16 protein-coding genes and 2 tRNA genes are annotated in these 19,050 nt (G+C 53.3%); 4 read left to right on the top strand and 14 right to left on the bottom strand.

What is annotated here, in order from left to right:
- Positions 1-13 precede the first annotated feature (13 nt).
- The 8 genes from AM410_RS22570 to tssB form a co-directional block, all read right to left on the bottom strand.
- Entirely contained in the window at positions 14-2,371 is a 2,358-nt protein-coding gene (locus tag AM410_RS22570; RefSeq protein ID WP_108648501.1) for a type VI secretion system Vgr family protein, read from the bottom strand.
- Entirely contained in the window at positions 2,368-5,040 is a 2,673-nt protein-coding gene (tssH, locus tag AM410_RS22575) for a type VI secretion system ATPase TssH (RefSeq protein ID WP_108648503.1), read from the bottom strand. Before tssH ends, AM410_RS22570 begins: the two co-directional genes overlap by 4 nt.
- Before the next feature lie 162 nt (positions 5,041-5,202).
- Positions 5,203-5,694, bottom strand: a complete 492-nt coding sequence (locus tag AM410_RS22580; RefSeq protein ID WP_001007312.1) for an Hcp family type VI secretion system effector — start codon at positions 5,692-5,694, stop codon at positions 5,203-5,205.
- A 2-nt stretch (positions 5,695-5,696) separates the two neighbouring features.
- Positions 5,697-7,376: an OmpA family protein gene (locus AM410_RS22585; protein ID WP_108648504.1), complete on the bottom strand. Its 1,680-nt coding sequence runs from the start codon at positions 7,374-7,376 to the stop codon at positions 5,697-5,699.
- Complete coding sequence (tssL, locus tag AM410_RS22590; RefSeq protein WP_108648506.1) at positions 7,376-8,065, bottom strand: type VI secretion system protein TssL, short form; 690 nt, start codon at positions 8,063-8,065, stop codon at positions 7,376-7,378. Before tssL ends, AM410_RS22585 begins: the two co-directional genes overlap by 1 nt.
- Positions 8,062-9,411, bottom strand: a complete 1,350-nt coding sequence (gene tssK / locus AM410_RS22595) for a type VI secretion system baseplate subunit TssK (protein ID WP_025204525.1) — start codon at positions 9,409-9,411, stop codon at positions 8,062-8,064. Before tssK ends, tssL begins: the two co-directional genes overlap by 4 nt.
- 13 nt (positions 9,412-9,424) lie before the next feature.
- Entirely contained in the window at positions 9,425-10,972 is a 1,548-nt protein-coding gene (gene tssC, locus AM410_RS22600) for a type VI secretion system contractile sheath large subunit (protein WP_108648508.1), read from the bottom strand.
- A gap of 33 nt (positions 10,973-11,005) precedes the next feature.
- Positions 11,006-11,506 carry a type VI secretion system contractile sheath small subunit gene (gene tssB, locus AM410_RS22605; protein WP_025204527.1) on the bottom strand — a complete coding sequence of 167 codons (501 nt, stop codon included), beginning with the start codon at positions 11,504-11,506 and terminating at the stop codon, positions 11,006-11,008.
- A gap of 728 nt (positions 11,507-12,234) precedes the next feature.
- Here tssB and AM410_RS22610 point away from each other — a divergent pair.
- Entirely contained in the window at positions 12,235-12,486 is a 252-nt protein-coding gene (locus tag AM410_RS22610; protein ID WP_333051776.1) for a DUF4942 domain-containing protein, read from the top strand.
- A gap of 109 nt (positions 12,487-12,595) precedes the next feature.
- Here the strand turns inward: AM410_RS22610 and AM410_RS22615 are convergent.
- The 3 genes from AM410_RS22615 to AM410_RS22625 all read right to left on the bottom strand — a co-directional run bounded on the left by AM410_RS22615 (position 12,596) and on the right by AM410_RS22625 (position 14,677).
- Positions 12,596-12,683, bottom strand: a tRNA-Ser gene (locus tag AM410_RS22615).
- 133 nt (positions 12,684-12,816) lie between these two features.
- Positions 12,817-12,904, bottom strand: a tRNA-Ser gene (locus AM410_RS22620).
- 144 nt (positions 12,905-13,048) lie between these two features.
- On the bottom strand, positions 13,049-14,677 hold the full coding sequence (locus AM410_RS22625; RefSeq protein ID WP_020884781.1) for an ABC transporter substrate-binding protein: 1,629 nt from the start codon (positions 14,675-14,677) through the stop codon (positions 13,049-13,051).
- A gap of 269 nt (positions 14,678-14,946) precedes the next feature.
- On the opposite strand from AM410_RS22625, the gene yccA reads away from it, so the two are divergent.
- Positions 14,947-15,606, top strand: a complete 660-nt coding sequence (gene yccA / locus AM410_RS22635; RefSeq protein ID WP_014169445.1) for an FtsH protease modulator YccA — start codon at positions 14,947-14,949, stop codon at positions 15,604-15,606.
- A gap of 88 nt (positions 15,607-15,694) precedes the next feature.
- Complete coding sequence (gene tusE / locus AM410_RS22640) at positions 15,695-16,024, top strand: sulfurtransferase TusE (RefSeq protein ID WP_020884782.1); 330 nt, start codon at positions 15,695-15,697, stop codon at positions 16,022-16,024.
- On the opposite strand, the gene yccX is transcribed toward tusE, so the two are convergent.
- The 3 genes from yccX to AM410_RS22655 are packed head-to-tail and all read right to left on the bottom strand — an operon-like array spanning position 16,021 to position 17,670.
- On the bottom strand, positions 16,021-16,302 hold the full coding sequence (gene yccX / locus AM410_RS22645) for an acylphosphatase (RefSeq protein ID WP_020884783.1): 282 nt from the start codon (positions 16,300-16,302) through the stop codon (positions 16,021-16,023). The two genes, tusE and yccX, sit on opposite strands and share 4 nt — an antisense overlap.
- 11 nt (positions 16,303-16,313) lie before the next feature.
- On the bottom strand, positions 16,314-17,105 hold the full coding sequence (locus AM410_RS22650; protein ID WP_042866505.1) for a helix-turn-helix transcriptional regulator: 792 nt from the start codon (positions 17,103-17,105) through the stop codon (positions 16,314-16,316).
- Between the two features lie 7 nt (positions 17,106-17,112).
- Complete coding sequence (locus tag AM410_RS22655) at positions 17,113-17,670, bottom strand: kinase inhibitor (protein WP_025204530.1); 558 nt, start codon at positions 17,668-17,670, stop codon at positions 17,113-17,115.
- 175 nt (positions 17,671-17,845) lie between these two features.
- Between AM410_RS22655 and rlmI the strand changes: the two genes are divergently transcribed.
- Entirely contained in the window at positions 17,846-19,036 is a 1,191-nt protein-coding gene (gene rlmI, locus AM410_RS22660; RefSeq protein WP_032677819.1) for a 23S rRNA (cytosine(1962)-C(5))-methyltransferase RlmI, read from the top strand.
- The last annotated feature ends 14 nt before the right edge of the window (positions 19,037-19,050 follow it).

Below are 19,050 nucleotides of genomic sequence, written 5' to 3' on the forward strand. Positions count from 1 at the left end.
CTAACCTTCCTTGTTATTCACTCGTCCATTTGGCGGAGTTTTTAGTTGTGACCGTGACGTTCGTCACTTTAAAGTCCGGTGTATCCATCTGCTGGCTGGCACCGGTCCCCGGCACCAGGTAACTAGCCACTTTCATTATCATCATCCCTTCAGAGCCATGCTCAATACCGTTCTTATTCAGGCGCAGATAAGAACCACCACCGTTAAGCGTCAGTGTTTCAGGCGTGCTGATAATAATTTCGTCTTCACTACTGGTCACCGTCAGCTGCTTTTCAGAAAACAGGGCCATCGTGTTGTGCTGAGCCTGAATCTCGATGTCACCCTGGTTGGCAACCAGCTTCGCCCCGTCTTTATGCACAAACAGACCAAGCGCTTTTTCAACGCTCACGGACAAATTTTTCATCGCACCGACATCAAGATGCTGCCCTGCATTGATCATGGTATTGCGGGTACTGCTGAGCTGAAGGTGTTCACCTGAGGTAAATGCCACGCCCTGTGGAGCACTCCCCAGCAGGACCGCAGACTGGAGGTCTTTGATTTTGTCGGTTACGAGGCTAATCTGGGTGCTGATGTCGGATACCAGGGCACCGGCTGCTTCAGCGGCGCTGTTCAGGGCCTGCATCTGGCTGTTGGCCTGGTTAATCTGGTTAATCGCAGGCGCCATTTCCAGAACCGGTCCCTGGGCTTTGGCCTGGGCATCCGCCGTCAGGAACAGCCCTTTTGCCGCACGTACTGCGCCATGTTCATCCGTTCGCAGTTCAAAACCGGCCCCGCGTTTTTCACGCTGACCATTAACAAGATGCCCCATGTTCAGCTGCGTTTTGCCGTATTCCGTCGCGAGCTTGATATGCTCTTCCTGGCGCTTATCCTCCATCCGCAGCTTATTGTTCGCCGGAGTGCGCCAGACGTTCCGCGTATTATTGTCACTGGTGACGTGGTCCGGATGTTCTGAGTCATGCAGGGCATAGGCGATGTAAGGTCGATCCGGATCCCCACTGTCAAACACTACGGCCACTTCAGTTCCGTCAATAAGCGGGGAGTGGAAACCGTAGGTATCACCGGCATAGGGTTTGGCCAGCCGAAGCCACAAATAGGCATAGCCCTGTTCCGGACTGTTGCGGTCGAAGTCCAGTTTCACCCGGTAGCGCCCTTCCGGGTCGAGCCAGGAGTAGGTATCGCCTTTCTGAGTGCTTTCCACCCGGGCCGGAAGCGAGCCGGATATGACCGGGCGATTAAGTAATGCCGGACGCCAGCAGACGGTTTCGCTGTAGGGGATGCCCTCAAACGTCAGCGTAAAGCTACTTTTGCGTGAACCGCTGGTGCGTACCGTGGTGATGACGATACCGCCTTTTACGGCATCGGGTAATGAGCCGTCCGTTTCCAGTACCTGACCCGGTGCCAGATGAGGGCTGGAGGAATGACCTTTGACGTGATACTGCGCGTTCAGAATGCGTTCGTGACGCAGACGGGCGAAGTATGCCCCGGTCTCTGTACTTTCAGCGTCACCTGCTGTCAGGAAAGGCTCCGCATAATGGTATGTTTCCCCGGTGGTGATCCCCTCTTTGCTGAAAATACTTTCGGTGCTGTCCTGAGGCGTCAGTGCATCACGGTAGTTGTAGTCACGGGTGGCCACACTTCCGCTTACCACGTTATATGCAGTCTGAATATCCCAGATGCTCTCCTGCCCGCTGTCACTCATCCCGGCCTGGTTGCGTAATGGCAGCGTGACACCAAATTCATACTGCTGCTGGCTGTCCTGAAAAATCACCACATCCTGCTCAAGACGGCTGTCCATTTCATAACGCCAGTAAATGCCCACCTCCGCCAGCAGGCGCTGGATAAATGCCAGATCGGTTTCCCGCCACTGGGTAATGAGTTCGCGGGCCGGATAGTCACGGGACAGATGGAACTCAAAATCAGGACCTTCAAGTCCGTGCTTACGCAATACCCGTTCAACCACTTCTGTAACTGACTGATTGAGGTAGATTTCGCTCCCTTTCGTATAGTCCAGAAGGGCGATACGGGGAACGATCGTCAGTGCGTAACGGGTCTCATCACTTGAGGTGGACACGCGCCGAAATGACTTAACCACGCCGAATATCGCCCGGACCGGCAGCGCTGGTGTCCCGTCAAACACGGGTGTCTGGAAAGTAAATGACGCCGGTTTCAGCAGTAACGTGTCGCAGGCGATATCCGCAGAGGTGCAGGTCACCGCCACGTCATACCGCCAGGGCTGGCTGAGTGACTCCACCGCACTGAAGCACAGCACATCCAGAAACTCAGTGCAGCCATGCACGTCTACGCGGTAGCGTGACTGGCCCAGCAGTTGTTGTATCTGGCTGTTTGCCTTGCTTATTAAAGAATCGGTCATGACGCCACCACTTCTGTATTTTCATCGAAGGCCAGCACAATGCCCTCTTCATCATCCCAGGTCAGCTGTAGCGAGGAAGGCTTTTGTTTTGCTGCCATATGGCTTAGTAACTGCTGGCTCAGAACCGGCAGAATCTGCTGATTAAGCAGGCTGTCCACGTTGCGGGCCCCGGTATCCGGTAGCAGACAGGCGGTTGTCAGCGTGTCGATGAGGCTTTCATCAATGTGAGTGGAAATACCGTAGTGGCGTTGCAGGCGTGTGCTCACCTGTGCCAGCTTCATACCGACGATGGTACGCATGGCATCCGTTGCCAGCGGGCGGTATATCACCGTCTGGAAGCGAGCCAGCAGCGCTGGCTGGAAGTGATCGCGCAGGATCGGACGTAACAACTCGTGCAGATCGCTCTCAGTGGCTTCTGGTTGTTCTTCCAGCAACTGCATCAGCGGGTCACTGCCCAGGTTGGACGTCATCAGGATCACGGTATTGCGGAAATCAATTTCACGCCCTTCCCCGTCGCGCATAAAGCCCCGGTCAAACACCTGATAGAACAGGTTCATCACATCCCGGTGTGCTTTCTCCACTTCATCCAGCAGCACCACGCTGTAGGGCCGCTTACGCACAGCCTCGGTGAGAATGCCGCCCTGGCCGTATCCTACATACCCCGGTGGAGAGCCTTTCAGTTGCGAAACGGTGTGCGACTCCTGGTATTCCGACAGGTTGATAGTAATGAGCGATTTTTCACCGCCATACATAACGTCAGCCAGCGCCAGTGCGGTTTCTGTTTTACCCACTCCGCTTGGACCCACCAGTAAAAACACACCCTGCGGACCGTTTTCCGGCGTCAGTCCGGTTTTTGACGCTCTCAGGCGCTGGGCAATGGCATTCAGTGCAGGACTCTGGCCAACTACACGGGTTGCCAGCTGTTCTTCAAGCGTCAGTAATTCGGTTTGCTCGTCCTTCATCAGCGACGAGAGAGGAACCCCTGTCCAGTCGGCGATCACGGTCGCGACGGTGCGGACATCAACATCCAGACCCAGCAGTGGACTGTTATTCTGAATCTGAGAAAGCTCGTGCTGAAGGGCGGAGAGTTCCTCCTGGCGGCTAATGTCTTCACGGCAGGCTTTCAGCGAGTCGGTGAGCTGCTTCTCGGTCTCATACTGTGACTGAAGGGCCATTTTTTGCTGACTGAGCGCCTGGGTCCGTTGTTCAATCTGCGGTAGACGACTGGCATCAACACTGTTACCCAGCGAAATATCTTCCAGTAACTCCTGCTGCTCCATGCCAAGCGCAGTCAGTTCAGCCTGCAACCGGGTAAGCTGTTCCGGCAGCGTGTCCAGGCTCATCCGCACCCGGGCCGCTGCGGTATCCAGCAGGTCCACTGCTTTATCTGGCAACTGGCGTCCGGTCAGATAACGACGGGACAACGTCACCGCTGCGCGGACGGCATCGCCGGTAATATGTACACCGTGGTGTTCGGCATAGCGTGATTTCAGGCCACGCAGCATCAGGCAGGCGGTGTCATCATCGGGCTCATCAACCTTGACCATCTGGAACCGGCGCTCCAGGGCTGCGTCACGTTCGAAGTACTGCTTGTATTCACTCCAGGTTGTGGCCGCAATGGTTCGCAGTTCACCGCGAGCCAGTGCCGGTTTCAGCAGGTTGGCTGCATCTGCCCCGCCCGCCTGATTACCGGCACCAATGATGGTGTGTGCTTCATCGATAAAGAGCAGCACCGGCACCGGGGAGTGCTGGACGGCGTCGATGATATTCTTCAGTCGCTGCTCAAATTCACCCTTTACACCTGCTCCCGCCTGAAGCAAGCCCAGATCCAGGGTCCTGACGATGACAGGCTTAAGACTTTCGGGCACATTACCTTCAGCGATACGCAGCGCCAGTCCTTCAACCAGGGCCGTTTTACCCACGCCGGGTTCACCGACCAGGATCGGGTTGTTCTTACGGCGTCTGGAGAGAATGTCCACCATCTGACGGATTTCGTTATCGCGTCCAAAGACCGGGTCAATCTTTCCTTCCCGGGCACGGGCGGTTACATCGACCGTAAAGCGATTGAGAACGGACTCTTCCTGTGAAACGGCAGGCTGCGCACTTCCGCCTTCAGCCTGGTGTTGTGCTTCATGCTGTAACGGTGCGGCCCGCCCAATAATGCTGACATTGCCAGGCTTCTCACTGAGCGCAACGTCATGCCGCTCATCCGACTGGGCTTCCAGCAAGGGACGTAACCTTTCCAGCTGGCTGGTGGTCAGCGTCATCAAAGGCCAGAGGCCATCACAGCGTGTCAGTCCGGACGTCTCAACCATGGCCGCGAGCAAATGTACGCTGCGGATCTGCTCATCTCCGGCAAGCGTGGCGGCAAGCCAGGCCTGTTTCAGCAGGGTCTGGAGAGACGCTGAGAGCTCCGGTCGGGTGCGGACAGAACGTGGCTGTGCATCCAGCCAGCTCAGGAGTGACTGCCAGACGGTATCCATATCCCATTCATAACGGCGGGCGAGAACGGTCAGATCACCTTCGCCCTGCTCCAGCAATTTTAACAACCAGTGCTCAGGTGTGATTTCTGCATGCGCACGGGTCTGGCATAAAGAGGCTGCACCTTCCAGCGCTCTGGCGCAGTAAGGGTTAAGTCGTCGTAACAGGACTGCTGAATGATGTTCCATGTCGTTCCCTCGTGTTCAGGCACGCTACCGCCCCTGGCCGTCAACCGATGCCCATAAGGTTCATGCCGATAAATGGTCAAACTGCTCTGCAAAGCGTCCGTCTGGCAGGCGCTGTGCGGAACAAAATAAAAGGCGGACAGAGGGAAACTGTCCGCCTGGTTTTTACGCGGTGGTTCTTTCGTTCCAGGAATCGGAATGAATGATGTTGCCGTCTTTGTAGGTCCAGGTGATTTTTTCGTAGCGCAGCTCGATCTGCTCAAGGTGGTTATGCTTCTCGAAGGAAGCATCCTTGATGTCGTGCATTTTTGGTGCAACTTTCACCAGCTTGACGTTTTCCAGTTTGGTGTTGAAATACTCAACTTCCTGACCGGCATCGTTGATCTTGTACCACTTGAACTCAGCAGACTTCAGGGTCTGGCCCGTGGTCACGGCTTTGTACAGATACGGGCTGGAAGAGTCGATTTCCTTGGTAAACAGGAACGGCGTGTGAATGCGGGTTCCGGTCAGCTTTCCAGTGTTGTTATCAGTCGGGATATACAGTGTGTGTTCCTGAGCAACAACTTCGATGCTTCCTTCGCGATCTTTCACATCTACAGAGCCCTTAATGTCAGCGCCGCCATCGTCTTTCAGCCACAGATAAACTGGGATTGCCATGTTTACTTCTCCATTTCTTGAGTTGAAACGTCACGTACATCCTGTGACGCATGTTTTGAGCCTGGCAGACGACAGGCGTCAGCCTGCGGTACCAGACTGATCTCGACACGCCGGTTATGCGCACGGCCATCAGGCGTATCGTTTGAAGCAATCGGTCGGCTGTTGCCGTAGCCCTGAACGGCAAAGCAACTCTCCGGGACGTCCCCGGTATCACGCATCCAGTTACGGACGGCTTCAGCGCGTTGTAAAGACAAGGTCTGATTGAGCTGTATGCTACCGGTATTGTCTGTGTGGCCGCTGACCACGATTAGCCAGCCCGGTTTGGCTTTGATCCCCACCAGCGCGTTGACGAGTATTTTGGTTGACCCCTCTTTGAGCGCTGATTTGCCGGAATCGAAAAGCGACATGCTATCGAGACGAACTATTTTCGGGACCGGTTTTGGTTCAGGGGCAGGTGGAGGTGTCCAGGTATCAATGGCCTGCTGCAAGGCCAGCCACAGGCGTTGTCCCGGGTAATAGCCCAGGCTGTAACGTAAAGGCTCTCCCTGCCGTTGCCAGCGTTCAAGCAGGAGTGCATCCTGTTTCAGAGCAGCCAGCGAGTCTGCTTTAGGACGGTAGTGATTCATCGGGATCGCGTTCCAGCGCTGTAAATCGGCACTCACCTGACGGATGAGGTCACGATTATTGAGCGCGGAAATACCCAATGCGGTCAGCGCGCACAGCCACATCAGCAGCACCAGGCGGCGGGTACGCTGCCCCCCCTGAACGGTTGATGCAAAAGGTGCCAGAAGTGGCAGAACGGCATCCGGGAAAAGGGTTGCCAGAACTGACTGACCGGGCTGGCGGGAAAACTGCAAGCAGGTCCGGGCACAAAGCCAGGTGGACCAGACTGACTGAGCCTCAGGATTGACCACGCCGAGGCGCATGGCCACGGAAAAAACACGTACAGGCGGCGTTAGCCGGTCCGGTTTCTCCAGCTCATCAGTCAGCGTATTACGGATAAAGGAAAATGCCTGGCTGACAGTTGGCAGTAGCAGGATATTGTCTTCCGCCTGCTGCCAGTCAATAAACGCCTGAGGCGAATCATTAACCGGACAGACTATCGGCTTGTCACCGCGAACGATGATCCACGGCGTTTCGGGCCCGGAAAATTCGGCATTCACCACAACCGGCAGTGTGAAACCCGTCAGGGATTTAATTTGTTTACACTGCTGGCGGAGCGTTTTCAGTGTGGAGCGCAGTACCGCTTCATCCTGATGTTCATCTGGCAGGCAGCGATACATCACCGAAAGCTGACCAACCTGTCGAGGGAATTGTTTCTGTATGCTGCGGACAACGTCAGTTAACCGGCTGACGTCACCGGCCCGAAGCCACCATCCCTGGGCTGTTTTACGCAGAGGGCCTCCCTGAAACAACGCTTCCAGCATGTCACCACACACCAGTACAACGGGGCCCTGGGTGTCGAGTAATGGCAGTTCAGCAGCCGGGAGGGTAACGTCGGATGTGTGCTCTTCACTCCGACAGTTTTTAAAAACAGTCCAGCCTGCCAGAAAGAGGATCAGCAGAGTGGCCAGGCCTTTAAAAACGTTGCCTGTCGGGATGAAATACCACAGCAACCACAGCAACGTGGCAACGGCTACCAGGGCGTGGAGGACGACCGGAATGATGACTGTTCTACGCATTAGCCATGCAGCTCCGGTATTTGTGCCGACAACAGTGACTGGAGCCAGAGGTGACCACCCCACCAGATAACGCCGGTAAGAATGACGGCGAGCGCTATCCAGAACCAGACTGAGCGCATCAGACTCCAGCGATGTTTCCCCATCCGGTTAACAACCAGAGACAGGTCTGCATCAGGCGGAGAAACCCGTTCAGAAAGGGCTTTCACTACCTCATCACGCTCCGACTGGCTGACCGTTTTCAGGCTGTATAACCCCTGAAAACCCAGCGCTATCACCCGGTGATAGCAGGTTAAAACGGCCGGGTTAGGTGAGGGCTGACGCAGAACCTCTGCAATCCGATCCCACAACGCTTCGCCTGCCCGGAATGAGCCAAAAAAACGGGCCTGAAGCGGCGCTTTACGCCAGGCCACCTGGCCTTCATCAACTTTCGGCTCCTCTCCTTCCTCGCCTTTTTCAGACTTACGGCTCATCACCGTTTCGTCCAGCAAGGCACATTGTGCGTAGGAAATATGCTCCACACTGGCGTCGTCATACCCGGCACGCTCCAGCGCTTCTCGCACACTTTCAACCTGTTTAACGCATTTGTTGTAAAGCGCAGTGCCATTAAGCGTAACGGCACCTTTTTTAAGCATAGTGACGGTAAGCCAGGTCTCCGCCATCAGTTGGTCGATGTCGATATCCTGTCTCATGAGCGCAATACCGCGAACAGTTCAAGTTCAAGAGCACCAAGCAACTCAGGCACATAGAACATGCATACGCCCTGCTCCTGCATTTCATGCGCAGCGGGGCTTTCCATATCGAGTGCGAAGTACTGGTTTTCCATGCGTACAGGCAACGCTGCCGGGACCCTGCTCACCGGGATCAACGGGATACCCTTAAGTGCCGCACCATAGATCTCGCTAACATCATCAGGTGAACCTGCCTGACAGAGTGCAGGGAATTTCTCGGCGACCTGCCAGGCCGGGATATCGGAGCGCACAGAGAGCCAGAGGTCGGCCTCTTCACGCAGGCGGATATCGTGGAGGTTGGCTTTCCATGTCTGTCCGTCCGGGCGGGACATTTCCAGGGCAATGACCCGGGATGGCAGACTGGCCTCCAGCAAACCCGTGATCAGGTCAAACAGCGGAGGAAACGCATTGGCCGGTTCCTCGTGGTCATAACCCGGAATGGCGTCAAGATCATGATTCAGGGAAAAGGTCAGCATACTGCCTGCCAGACGTGCAAGCTCCGCCCACACCTGTTCAGGTGGCCGGGAAGGAAAACGTTCGTATTCTGTCAGCACTCTGGCGTGAGAATTCAGTGCATTCAGCAACCAGAAAAGGGAAACATCGGCGACGGCAAAATCGGCGAGCCTTTCGTTGCTTTCACGACGCATCGTCATCAGACGCTGGCGCCGGGAGCGTAACTGACGATTGAGTAGCACCAGACGTTCGCGAAGGACAGGGCTTGCCGCAAAAGACGCAACGGGCGGAATAAAGGACGGATCCAGTCGCCATGCATTTTGTCCATCACGGATCAGTCTGGCCACCGGGCACACTTTCCAGGAATCATTGCTTTCATGGGCAAACCGGATGGTGAAATTATACCGGGCAACGGCTATGGATTCTTCTTCGGACCCGAAGGCATCCTGCAACGTCACCCATTCCTCGCGATAGCGGAGCGGGCGGTCTGCGGTAACACCTTCCTGTTCTACGTTGGCAATACCCGGCTGCATGTGAGGCAGTGCGATGACAACGGTTACGGAATCGAGACCTGCCAGCTGGCTGGCATCTAACTCCCGTGGACGTGGAGGCAGATCGCTCCTTTGAGCATCAATCAGCGATCCATCGTCCAGCCAGAGGCGTAGCTGCGTAATCTGGATCAGACCAGACGGAAGAAGGCTGTCATTAAACTCAATCTTTTCTACCCCCCAGGGGAATGGGGATGCTAGCGCAGATGCACCGGCACCGCGAAAAGACTCCCATTCAGCCTGCTGCTGGAACTGTTGAGGGGACAGTAAAGCCCCCTCGTTCCACAGTGGACGATATATTTTCATCCCTGCTCCTGCCCTATGCTTTGGCTTTCGGCATCTGGGATACCAGTGACAGATTGACGTCCATCCCTTCTACCTGGAAGTGCGGCACGGCGTACAGCTTCACGCGGAAGAAGCCCGGGTTATCTTCGATATCTTCCACCACCACTTTCGCATCACGCAGGGGGTGGGACGCCTGCAGCTCATCGCCGGGATCGGTCATTTCCGTCACCAGACCGCGAACCCAGGTGTTCAGCTCCAGCTCAAGAAGACGACGATCCTTAGTGGTGCCGATGTTTTCGCGCTGAATGAGCTTCAGGTAGTGCGCGATACGCGACAGCAGGAAGATGTAAGGCAGACGGGCGTTGATGCGGCTGTTGGCAGTAGCATCAGCGGTGTCATACGTGGCCGGCTTCTGCGTGGAGTTCGCCGAGAAGAAACAGCTGTAATCGCGATTCTTGTAGTAGGAAAGTGGAATGAAGCCCAGATTCGCGAACTCAAATTCGCGGGTTTCCGGGATCATCACTTCAGACGGGATTTTTACCTGATTGCCGGTACCGAGGTCATACAGATGGATAGGCAGGTCCTGAACGGCACCACCAGCTTGTGGGCCACGAATTTGTACACACCAGCCGTTGTTAATGAAGCTGCGTACCATGTTGGATGCAAAGGCAAACGAGGCGTTGGTCCACAGGTATTTGTCATGATCCGGACCTTTTACTTCTTCGACGTAGTTGAAGCTACGCACAGGTACGGTATCCGGACCATAAGGCAGGCGCCCCAGTACACGCGGCATGACCAGACCGATATAGCGGGAATCATCCGTCTCGCGGAAGGATTTCCACTTGATGTACTCAGCGCGGTCAAAGTAATTACCGATATCTTTAATGGCCGCCACATCCTCCATGTTGTCTTTCAGGAAGAATTTCGGGCCGGCAGAACCGATAAACGGCATATGTGCAGCAGCAGACACTTTAGAGATGTTGCGCAGCAGGGCTACATCCTGCGCAGACGCATCAAATTCATAAGCGGAAATCAGCGCAGCAATCGGCTCGCCACCCGGGGTATCATACTCATCAATATATGTATGTTTATACAGCCCACTCTGGACGATTTCCGGGCAGTCTTCAAAGTCCTGACGCAAATCTTCTTTAGACATATCCAGGAGTTCAACTTTCACGTTCTGGCGAAAATCGATTTTGTCGACAAGAGATTTCACACCGCGCCACAGACTTTCTACCGCCTGAAAGTCTTCATGATGCATAACAGCATCAAGCTGACGGCTGATCTGGTAATCCAGTTCCGCGATATGGTGGTCAATCAGGTTTTTATCGAGTTTCTCAACTTTTGAGCCCGCTTTTGTCAGACATTCCAGGAACACCTTCATGCCGGCAGTTAAACGTTCGTCTGCTGTTGCATCCGACATCGCCTGTGCATCCTGCCAGATATCAAGCGCACTTAGCTCAGAGACAGGGTTAAGATTGATTTTTTCAAACAGGGACGCATATACCCCACCTGCTGCAGGACGTTCAAGCACTACACTCTCGTTACCCGCGGCATTCTCATTTTTTACAGACATCAACATATTCCTTATTAATCCGTTAAAAGCATATGGCCGTTATGGCTGTTTCGGAGCCAGGGCTGAGAGTTCGGCTCTGAGTTCTGCACTTAATGCAGGGTCGAGAAGAATTTTTTCCAGCTCTTTTCGGAAAGCCTGGTTATCAAGCAGGTTTGCTTTTAAATCGCGAAGCAAATTGCGCATGGAGAGCATGGCCTTCAGCTGAGGTATTTGCCGCGAAACCTGCTCCGGAGAGAAATCATTAATACTCTGGAATGTCAGATTGATGTTGTCTTCACTGCCATCACCAGCAAGCGTGTTTTTAACGGTAATATTTACGATTGGGGAATATTCGGAAAGTACAGAGTCAAAGTTGTTTTTATTCAGATTAACTTTTTTGCGCTCCGATAGTGGTGCAGTCTCTTGACCATTACTGAAGTCTCCCGCCACCAGTAATTTCAGGGGGAGCTCAGTTTTCTTGCTCGCTCCGCCCGTATGCAAATCAAGCTTTAAATTAATACGTGCCTTGGGTATTTCGGACTGAAAAGAAGAGTTAGACATGGCTATCCCTGTTTTATGGAGTTATAAAAACGGTCAATGCCAGTGAGAAATTAATAAGAAAGGCAAACCCAGCCAGAACAACTTCCAGGTTCACGTCATCGGACGAAAATCAAAACCCCGGAATTAAAAGCGGGCACATTCCATTCACCAGCATATCGACATTGTGTTTTTGAGTATTTGTCTGAAATGAAAAAATTTCGGATAAGACCCAATGGCCGGAGTGTAGGAACGTTCCCCACCCGATCGGAAATCAAAAAATGTAACAAAATGCTTCCAATAGAAATCCTGACAGCCAAAGATCATCTTTCTGATTTATAAGAATTTTCTTGCATACCCCTTTAACCCTTATGAAATAAGGGTGTACAGTAAGTGATCAATTTAATTTAGGGACAACTTTGTATAAAATCTCATCAATAACATGAAATATCTGATTTTGTACTTTTATCAAAAAATGAAAGGCAGAACGTGCCTGCCTGTATGAAAAATTGGCGACATTTACTGGCCTTCACCATTTTTATTATTTATTTAAATGGGTCTTATTATTTTCATCAGAAAAACAAATATCACAGGGGATTTTTGCATGCCTCGCCCCAGTACTCGTGATATGTACATCTCAGGTATCGTTCGAGGTCTGGGTACGACCTTGAACAACAACCTGTTCTGTGTAGTTTGAAAAAATTCGGAAGGGTGTCCATCATTCCGTAAGTTATATGCATAAGGGCGTACCTGTGAAGCTGATTCCCTTAGATCGTGTGGCTACATCCGATAACCATGAAAATGTAACCAGACGACTGAATGCTCTCATTGATGAAAACAGGCACTGCAATCGTGATGAAGATGAGATGTTTGCTATTAACTATTTTGAGAAGGGAACGACTCACGTCATTAAACGACCAGAACCGGTGGATAACCCCAATGACATCATCGCTGGCATTATCCTGGAACACCAGGAGCAAGATGTAACAGATGCCGGTTACTAATCCGTCCGATGAATTCTTAGCCCCACCGATACAAGCCAGACGACAATGGCATACTGAAAACCGACAAAAACAAAAAACCCAGGTCGCATAACGACCTGGGTTTCAAATTTGGCGGAAGCGTAGAGATTCGAACTCTAGAACCCTTTCGGGTCGCCGGTTTTCAAGACCGGTGCCTTCAACCGCTCGGCCACGCTTCCAAAGTGAGGCGCACTATAAACATCTATTAGCGCCTTGTAAAGCAGGAATTTTTCTATTTTTTTCTGCGGGTGCTATCCATGCCCCTTAAAAGCAAAAAGCCCCGCGATATGACTATCGCAGGGCTTTTATGTCTGGCGGAAGCGCAGAGATTCGAACTCTGGAACCCTTTCGGGTCGCCGGTTTTCAAGACCGGTGCCTTCAACCGCTCGGCCACACTTCCTAAGTGAGGCGAACTATAAACACCTCTCCGCATACTGTAAAGAGTGACTGCATTCGTTCGCTTTAAAAATAGCCAAAACGCGTTTAATCGGTTGAATAGACAACGTATCGGCCATTTTATCAGCACAAAATTCAGCGTTCATGCTCAGTGTTTTTTGATATACATGTCCCTGGTGAAATAGTACCCCAGCTTGTCCGGCGTGAATCCTCCCACCCACGGTTTGACCAGGTGCGTGCGGACATAGTGATAAACCGGAATGGCAGGAACATCGCGCGCCAGCAAATCTTCCGCCTGCTGATAGAACTTACCGCGCTCTGCCGGTGTTTTGGCTTTCGCGGCGTTCACCAGCGCCTGGTCATACTCCGGATTGCTGTACTGGCTGGTGTTTTCGCTGTCACCGGTACGGAAGTTGTTCAGGAAAGTGGCAGCATCGTCGTAATCGGCAATCCAGGCGTAGCGCACTGCGTCGAAGTCGTGGGTATGCATCGTATCGAGCATCGTTTTCCACTCCTGATTTTGCAGCTTCGCCTCCACCCCAAGGTTTTTCTTCCACATCGAACTGGCGGCAATCGCGATGCGCTGGTGCGATTCAGAGGTGTTATAGAGCAGGTTAAAACGCAGCGGATGGCTGGCGTTAAAGCCGGCTTCGGCCAGCAGCTTTTTCGCTTCTTCGATACGTTTATCCATCGGCCAGCTGGCATAGTCCGGGTTCTGGAGCGTCACACCGCCAATATCTGGCTGGCTGATAAGCCACGCCGGACGCTGCCCCTGCCCTAAGACCTTCCCGGCAATGATCTCTTTATCCAGCGCCATGTTCAGCGCCTTACGTACACGCGCGTCGTTGAATGGCGGCCGGGTGGTGTTGAATTCATAGTAATAAGTGGCAAGCTGCGGGGAGACATCCAGCTGGCTACCCAGGGTTTTCTTGAGCTGGGCAAACTGGTTGATCGGCACCGTATAAACAATATCGATTTCACCTGCTTTAAAACGGTTTACATCCGAGGCCTCGGAGGTGATCGGCAGATAGGTCACCTTATTGATAACGGTATGTGCGTTATCCCAGTAGCGCGCGTTACGCTCCGCCACGATGCGCTCGTTAACCACCCACTGCGACAGTTTATACGCTCCGCTGGTGACGATATGCTCCGGTTTGGTCCACTTATCACCAAACCGACCAATGAGCACCTTATCCACCGGCACCAGCGACGGGTGGGCCAGCATGGCAAGGAATGCGGCGTTAGGTTGAGTCAGCGTGACCTCAAGCGTGGTATCGTTAATGGCTTTTACACCCAGCGTATCCGGTGCTTTTTTCCCCTGAGCGATATCAGCGGCGTTAACAATATGCATGTTGCCCGGATAGCTGGCATACGGCGAGGCGGTTTTGGGGTCTGTCAGACGTTGCCAGCTCCAGACCACATCCTGCGCGGTAATCGCGGTGCCGTCACTCCATGTGATGCCTGGACGCAGATGAAAAGTCCAGACGGTGTTGTCTTTGTTCTCCCATTTTTCTGCCAGCCGTGGCTGTATTTCACCAGTTGGAGAAACGCTAACCAGCCCTTCGAAGATATCGCTGATAATATTGAATTCGACATCGCTTTCGACTTTATGCGGGTCGAGTGAGGCCGGTTCATTACCGTTGTTTCTGACCAGTTCCTGTTTATCGGCCAGCTGTGTTCCTGCTGGCACGTTAGCCGCCCAGGTCGCCGTGCTGGCGCACAGGATCCCTGCCGTTAACAAAGAGAGTGTAAAGCGCGTGCGTGCTTGTGGTTTCATTTCCTTCGCCTTATTGTCTGTTTTTTGACGATCCGGAAATAACACTTAGCGCTCAACGTGTAATAACGCAATATTTTTCAGTAACCTATAAGAGCTTGATCTGAATAAATGAAGCAAACCGTTGTTCATTCTGCTGAAAAGGTTTTCTGAAGAATAAACAACCATCAGTAACGCTAACGTCCTGAGTAAAGATGGGTAAAACCACTTTGAGACTGGCGCGCCGTTTCCTATTCTTTCCGCTAATTACATCTGTCATAAGAGAGTGACTCATGGATCGTATAATTACTTCTTCACGCGACCGCACATCGCTACTCAGTACCCACAAGGTGCTGCGCAATACCTATTTCATGCTCAGCCTGACGCTGGCATTCTCGGCGATGACCGCAACGGCCAGCACCGTGCTGATGCTGCCGTCACCGGGTCTGATCCTGACGCTGGTGGGGATGTATGGTCTGATGTTCCTGACCTACAAAACTGCTGATAAACCGGTGGGTATTCTGTCCGCGTTCGCCTTTACGGGTTTCCTGGGCTATATCCTGGGGCCCATCCTTAACGCCTATCTGTCCGCCGGTATGGGCGACGTGATTGGCATGGCGCTGGGCGGTACCGCGCTGGTGTTCTTCTGCTGTTCGGCCTACGTGCTGACCACCCGTAAGGATATGTCCTTCCTCGGCGGTATGCTGATGGCAGGTATCGTGGTGGTGCTGGTAGGTATGGTGGCAAACATCTTCCTGCAGCTGCCTGCCCTGCACCTGGCGATCAGCGCCGTGTTTATTCTGATTTCTTCTGGCGCAATCCTGTATGAAACCAGCAACATCATTCACGGCGGTGAGACGAACTACATCCGCGCCACCGTGAGCCTGTATGTATCGCTGTACAACATCTTTGTCAGCCTGTTGAGCATCCTGGGCTTCGCCAGCCGCGATTAATCAACAATGCTGTGAACCAGAGCCCCGCTTATGCGGGGCTTTGTTTTTTGGTACACTGCTGCGGTTTTTGACTGACGCGTGAATGACTATGTTGAGTTTTGAAGGTAAAGAGATTGAAACTGATAACGACGGTTATCTGAAAGAGAGCAGCCAGTGGAGCGAGCCGCTGGCGGAAAAAATCGCCGAAAACGAAGGTATCGCCCTCTCCCCGGAACACTGGGAAGTGGTGCGTTTTGTGCGCGAATTCTATCTCGAATTCAACACCTCCCCGGCGATCCGCATGCTGGTCAAGGCGATGGCCAATAAATTCGGTGAAGAGAAAGGCAACAGCCGTTACCTGTATCGCCTGTTCCCGAAAGGCCCGGCAAAACAGGCCACCAAAATCGCCGGCCTGCCAAAACCGGTGAAATGCATTTAGTAGCGAATACCGAAGTTAACGTATTCCCGGCCGGGTTGATGGGGTTCGGTTAAAACCTTATCAACCCGCGCGCTGCGCGGCCCACCTGCTTTCAGCCATGCAACCAGCTTTTCAACCTGCTCCGCATCACCACAGGCAACGACCTCAACGCTGCCATCATCCCTGTTTCGCGCGTATCCCGTGAGCCCCAGCTGCATAGCTTCGCGCTGCGTGCTGTAACGGAATCCGACACCCTGAACCATGCCGTGTACCCAGGCAATTGTGCAGATTTTTGACATTTTTCTACTCCTTAACGTAGCGTTTTCGGCAAACAGCCATAATGTTGCCGGAAACGGGCAGTAAAACGAGAGCTGGAAAGATAACCACATTGTAATGCGATTTCACCAATAGGTAACCGGGTTGACTGTAAGTGTGACAGCGCAACGGCCATCCTCACCTCCTCAACAATCTGGCGAAAACTCTGCGACTCTTCGCGTAACCGTCTGCGTAGCGTCGGCACGCTCAATGCCAGGCGGCTGGCAACGTCCTGTGCAGTCCAGGCCCTGGCGGGCGACAGCATGATGAACTGCCGCACCTGCTCGGACAGGTGGCTATTACGCTCTATAAGCAACGGCCCTGCGACGCCGTCATGTAGCAATGCCAGCAAAAGGCCGAAAGCCTGATGCTTTTGTAACGCCTCTGGTAAATCCTGACGCACGGCATGCAGCAGGTTACTCCACATAAATGCCAGCCCCTCACTCAGGGGAGCACAGAGGGAATGCAATTCTGTGCGCGGCCAGGATTTCAGGTAATGCGTTTTAAACTCCGCCAGAAGCTCCGGTGACAACATCAATAAGTCAGAGCGAAAGAGACCATTCGCGGGTTGATTTATGATCTCCAGCGGCGTATTGGCGGGAATAATGATCAGCGACGCTTTCGTCGCCACCAGGCGGTTATCGTCCTGAACAATCACTTTACTGCCGTGAGTGATATGGCAAATGGCAGGGAGAAAGAGTTTAACCTGGTGCAGGTGATGCATTTTACTGGCACTCACTTCACCAGCCGTCAAATGTTTATGTTGAAACTGGACTCCCTGCACCATGCCATCCTTATCTGCTGTAGGTAACGGTTAAGCTGGCCTTCGCCAGGACGTGACTGTTAAGCATAAAACCCACCAGCGCGCCGCTGGCATTCCTGTCGACAGGCAATTTATCCACATCCAGCGCCCAGACGGTAAACTGATAACGGTGCGGCTTATCCCCTTTGGGCGGACATGCGCCGCCGAAACCAGAATAACCGAAATCATTACGCCCCTGCACAACCCCGGCCGGTAATGTCTCACCCTTCGGGTTTCCGGCATCGGCGGGAAGCGTCAGCGTCTGGAGGGGAATATTGACCACCGTCCAGTGCCACCATCCACTTCCGGTAGGGGCATCAGGGTCAAATACCGTGACTGCGAAACTTTTCGTCCCGACAGGCGGATTTTTCCACGCCAGTTGTGGAGAGTGATTCCCACCGTGACACCCAAACCCATCAAACACCTGCTGTTGCGACAACGGCCGTTCACTGGCCAGATCCTGACTGCTGATGGTGAAAGACGATGCCGCTAAAACATGAAAACTGACCACCGCCAGGGTGGTTACTGCTATCGCACGGCGCTTTTTCATTTGTGTTTCCCTTTGCTATACCGGAAACCCTACTGTAAAGCCCACTGCAGCGCAGTACTGTGCCTAAGCGATTTGATTTTGTGCCGAAACGCTCAAAGGCATCCGCAGATGATTGCGACTTGCTGAATGTGCTACTCTACGCGCCATTTCCCTGGAATCGACAGAATAGCAAATTATGAGTGTACGTTTAGTGTTAGCCAAAGGGCGCGAGAAGTCATTATTGCGCCGCCATCCCTGGGTCTTTTCCGGTGCAGTAGCCCGTATGGAAGGCAAAGCCAGCCTCGGAGAGACCATCGATATCGTTGACCATCAGGGGAAATGGTTAGCGCGAGGCGCATATTCGCCAGCGTCCCAAATCCGCGCTCGCGTCTGGACCTTTGATAAAGATGAAACGATCGATATTGATTTCTTCGTTCGTCGTTTACAGCAGGCGCAGCAGTGGCGTGAGTGGCTGGCAAAGCGTGACGGTCTGGACAGCTACCGTGTGATTGCCGGTGAGTCCGATGGTCTGCCTGGCGTGACTATCGACCGCTTCGGTAACTTCCTGGTACTGCAACTGTTAAGCGCAGGGGCTGAATATCAACGTGCCGCGCTGATCAGCGCGTTGCAATCGGTTTTCCCGGAATGCGCCATTTATGACCGCAGCGATGTGGCAGTGCGCAAAAAAGAGGGCATGGAGCTGACGCAAGGTCCGGTCACCGGTGAACTGCCGCCTGCCCTGTTGCCAATCGAAGAGCACGGTATGAAGCTGCTGGTGGATATCCAGGGCGGCCATAAAACGGGTTACTACCTGGACCAGCGTGACAGCCGCCTGGCCACTCGCCAGTATGTTGCCGACAAACGCGTGCTGAACTGCTTCTCCTATACCGGCGGTTTCGCCGTCTCGGCGCTGATGGGCGGCTGTGCCCAGGTTGTCAGCGTTGATACCTCTCAGGAAGCGCTGGACGTGGCGAAACAAAACGTCGAGCTGAACAAGCTGGATCTGAGCAAAGCCGAGTTTGTTCGCGATGACGTCTTCAAGCTGCTGCGTAAGTATCGCGATCAGGGCGAGAAATTCGACGTCATCGTGATGGATCCACCGAAGTTTGTGGAGAACAAAAGTCAGCTGATGGGTGCCTGCCGCGGCTATAAGGATATCAACATGCTGGCCATCCAGCTGCTGAACCCGGGTGGAGTGCTTCTCACCTTCTCCTGCTCCGGCCTGATGACCACAGATTTATTTCAGAAAATCATCGCTGATGCCGCAATAGATGCTGGTCGTGATGTACAATTTATAGAACAGTTCCGTCAGGCAGCCGATCACCCGGTGATCGCTACCTACCCGGAAGGGCTGTATCTGAAAGGGTTTGCCTGTCGCGTCATGTAACTTGAAAAGAGAAA

Source organism: Enterobacter cloacae complex sp. FDA-CDC-AR_0164, from assembly GCF_003071645.1.
GTDB classification, from domain to species: domain Bacteria; phylum Pseudomonadota; class Gammaproteobacteria; order Enterobacterales; family Enterobacteriaceae; genus Enterobacter; species Enterobacter ludwigii.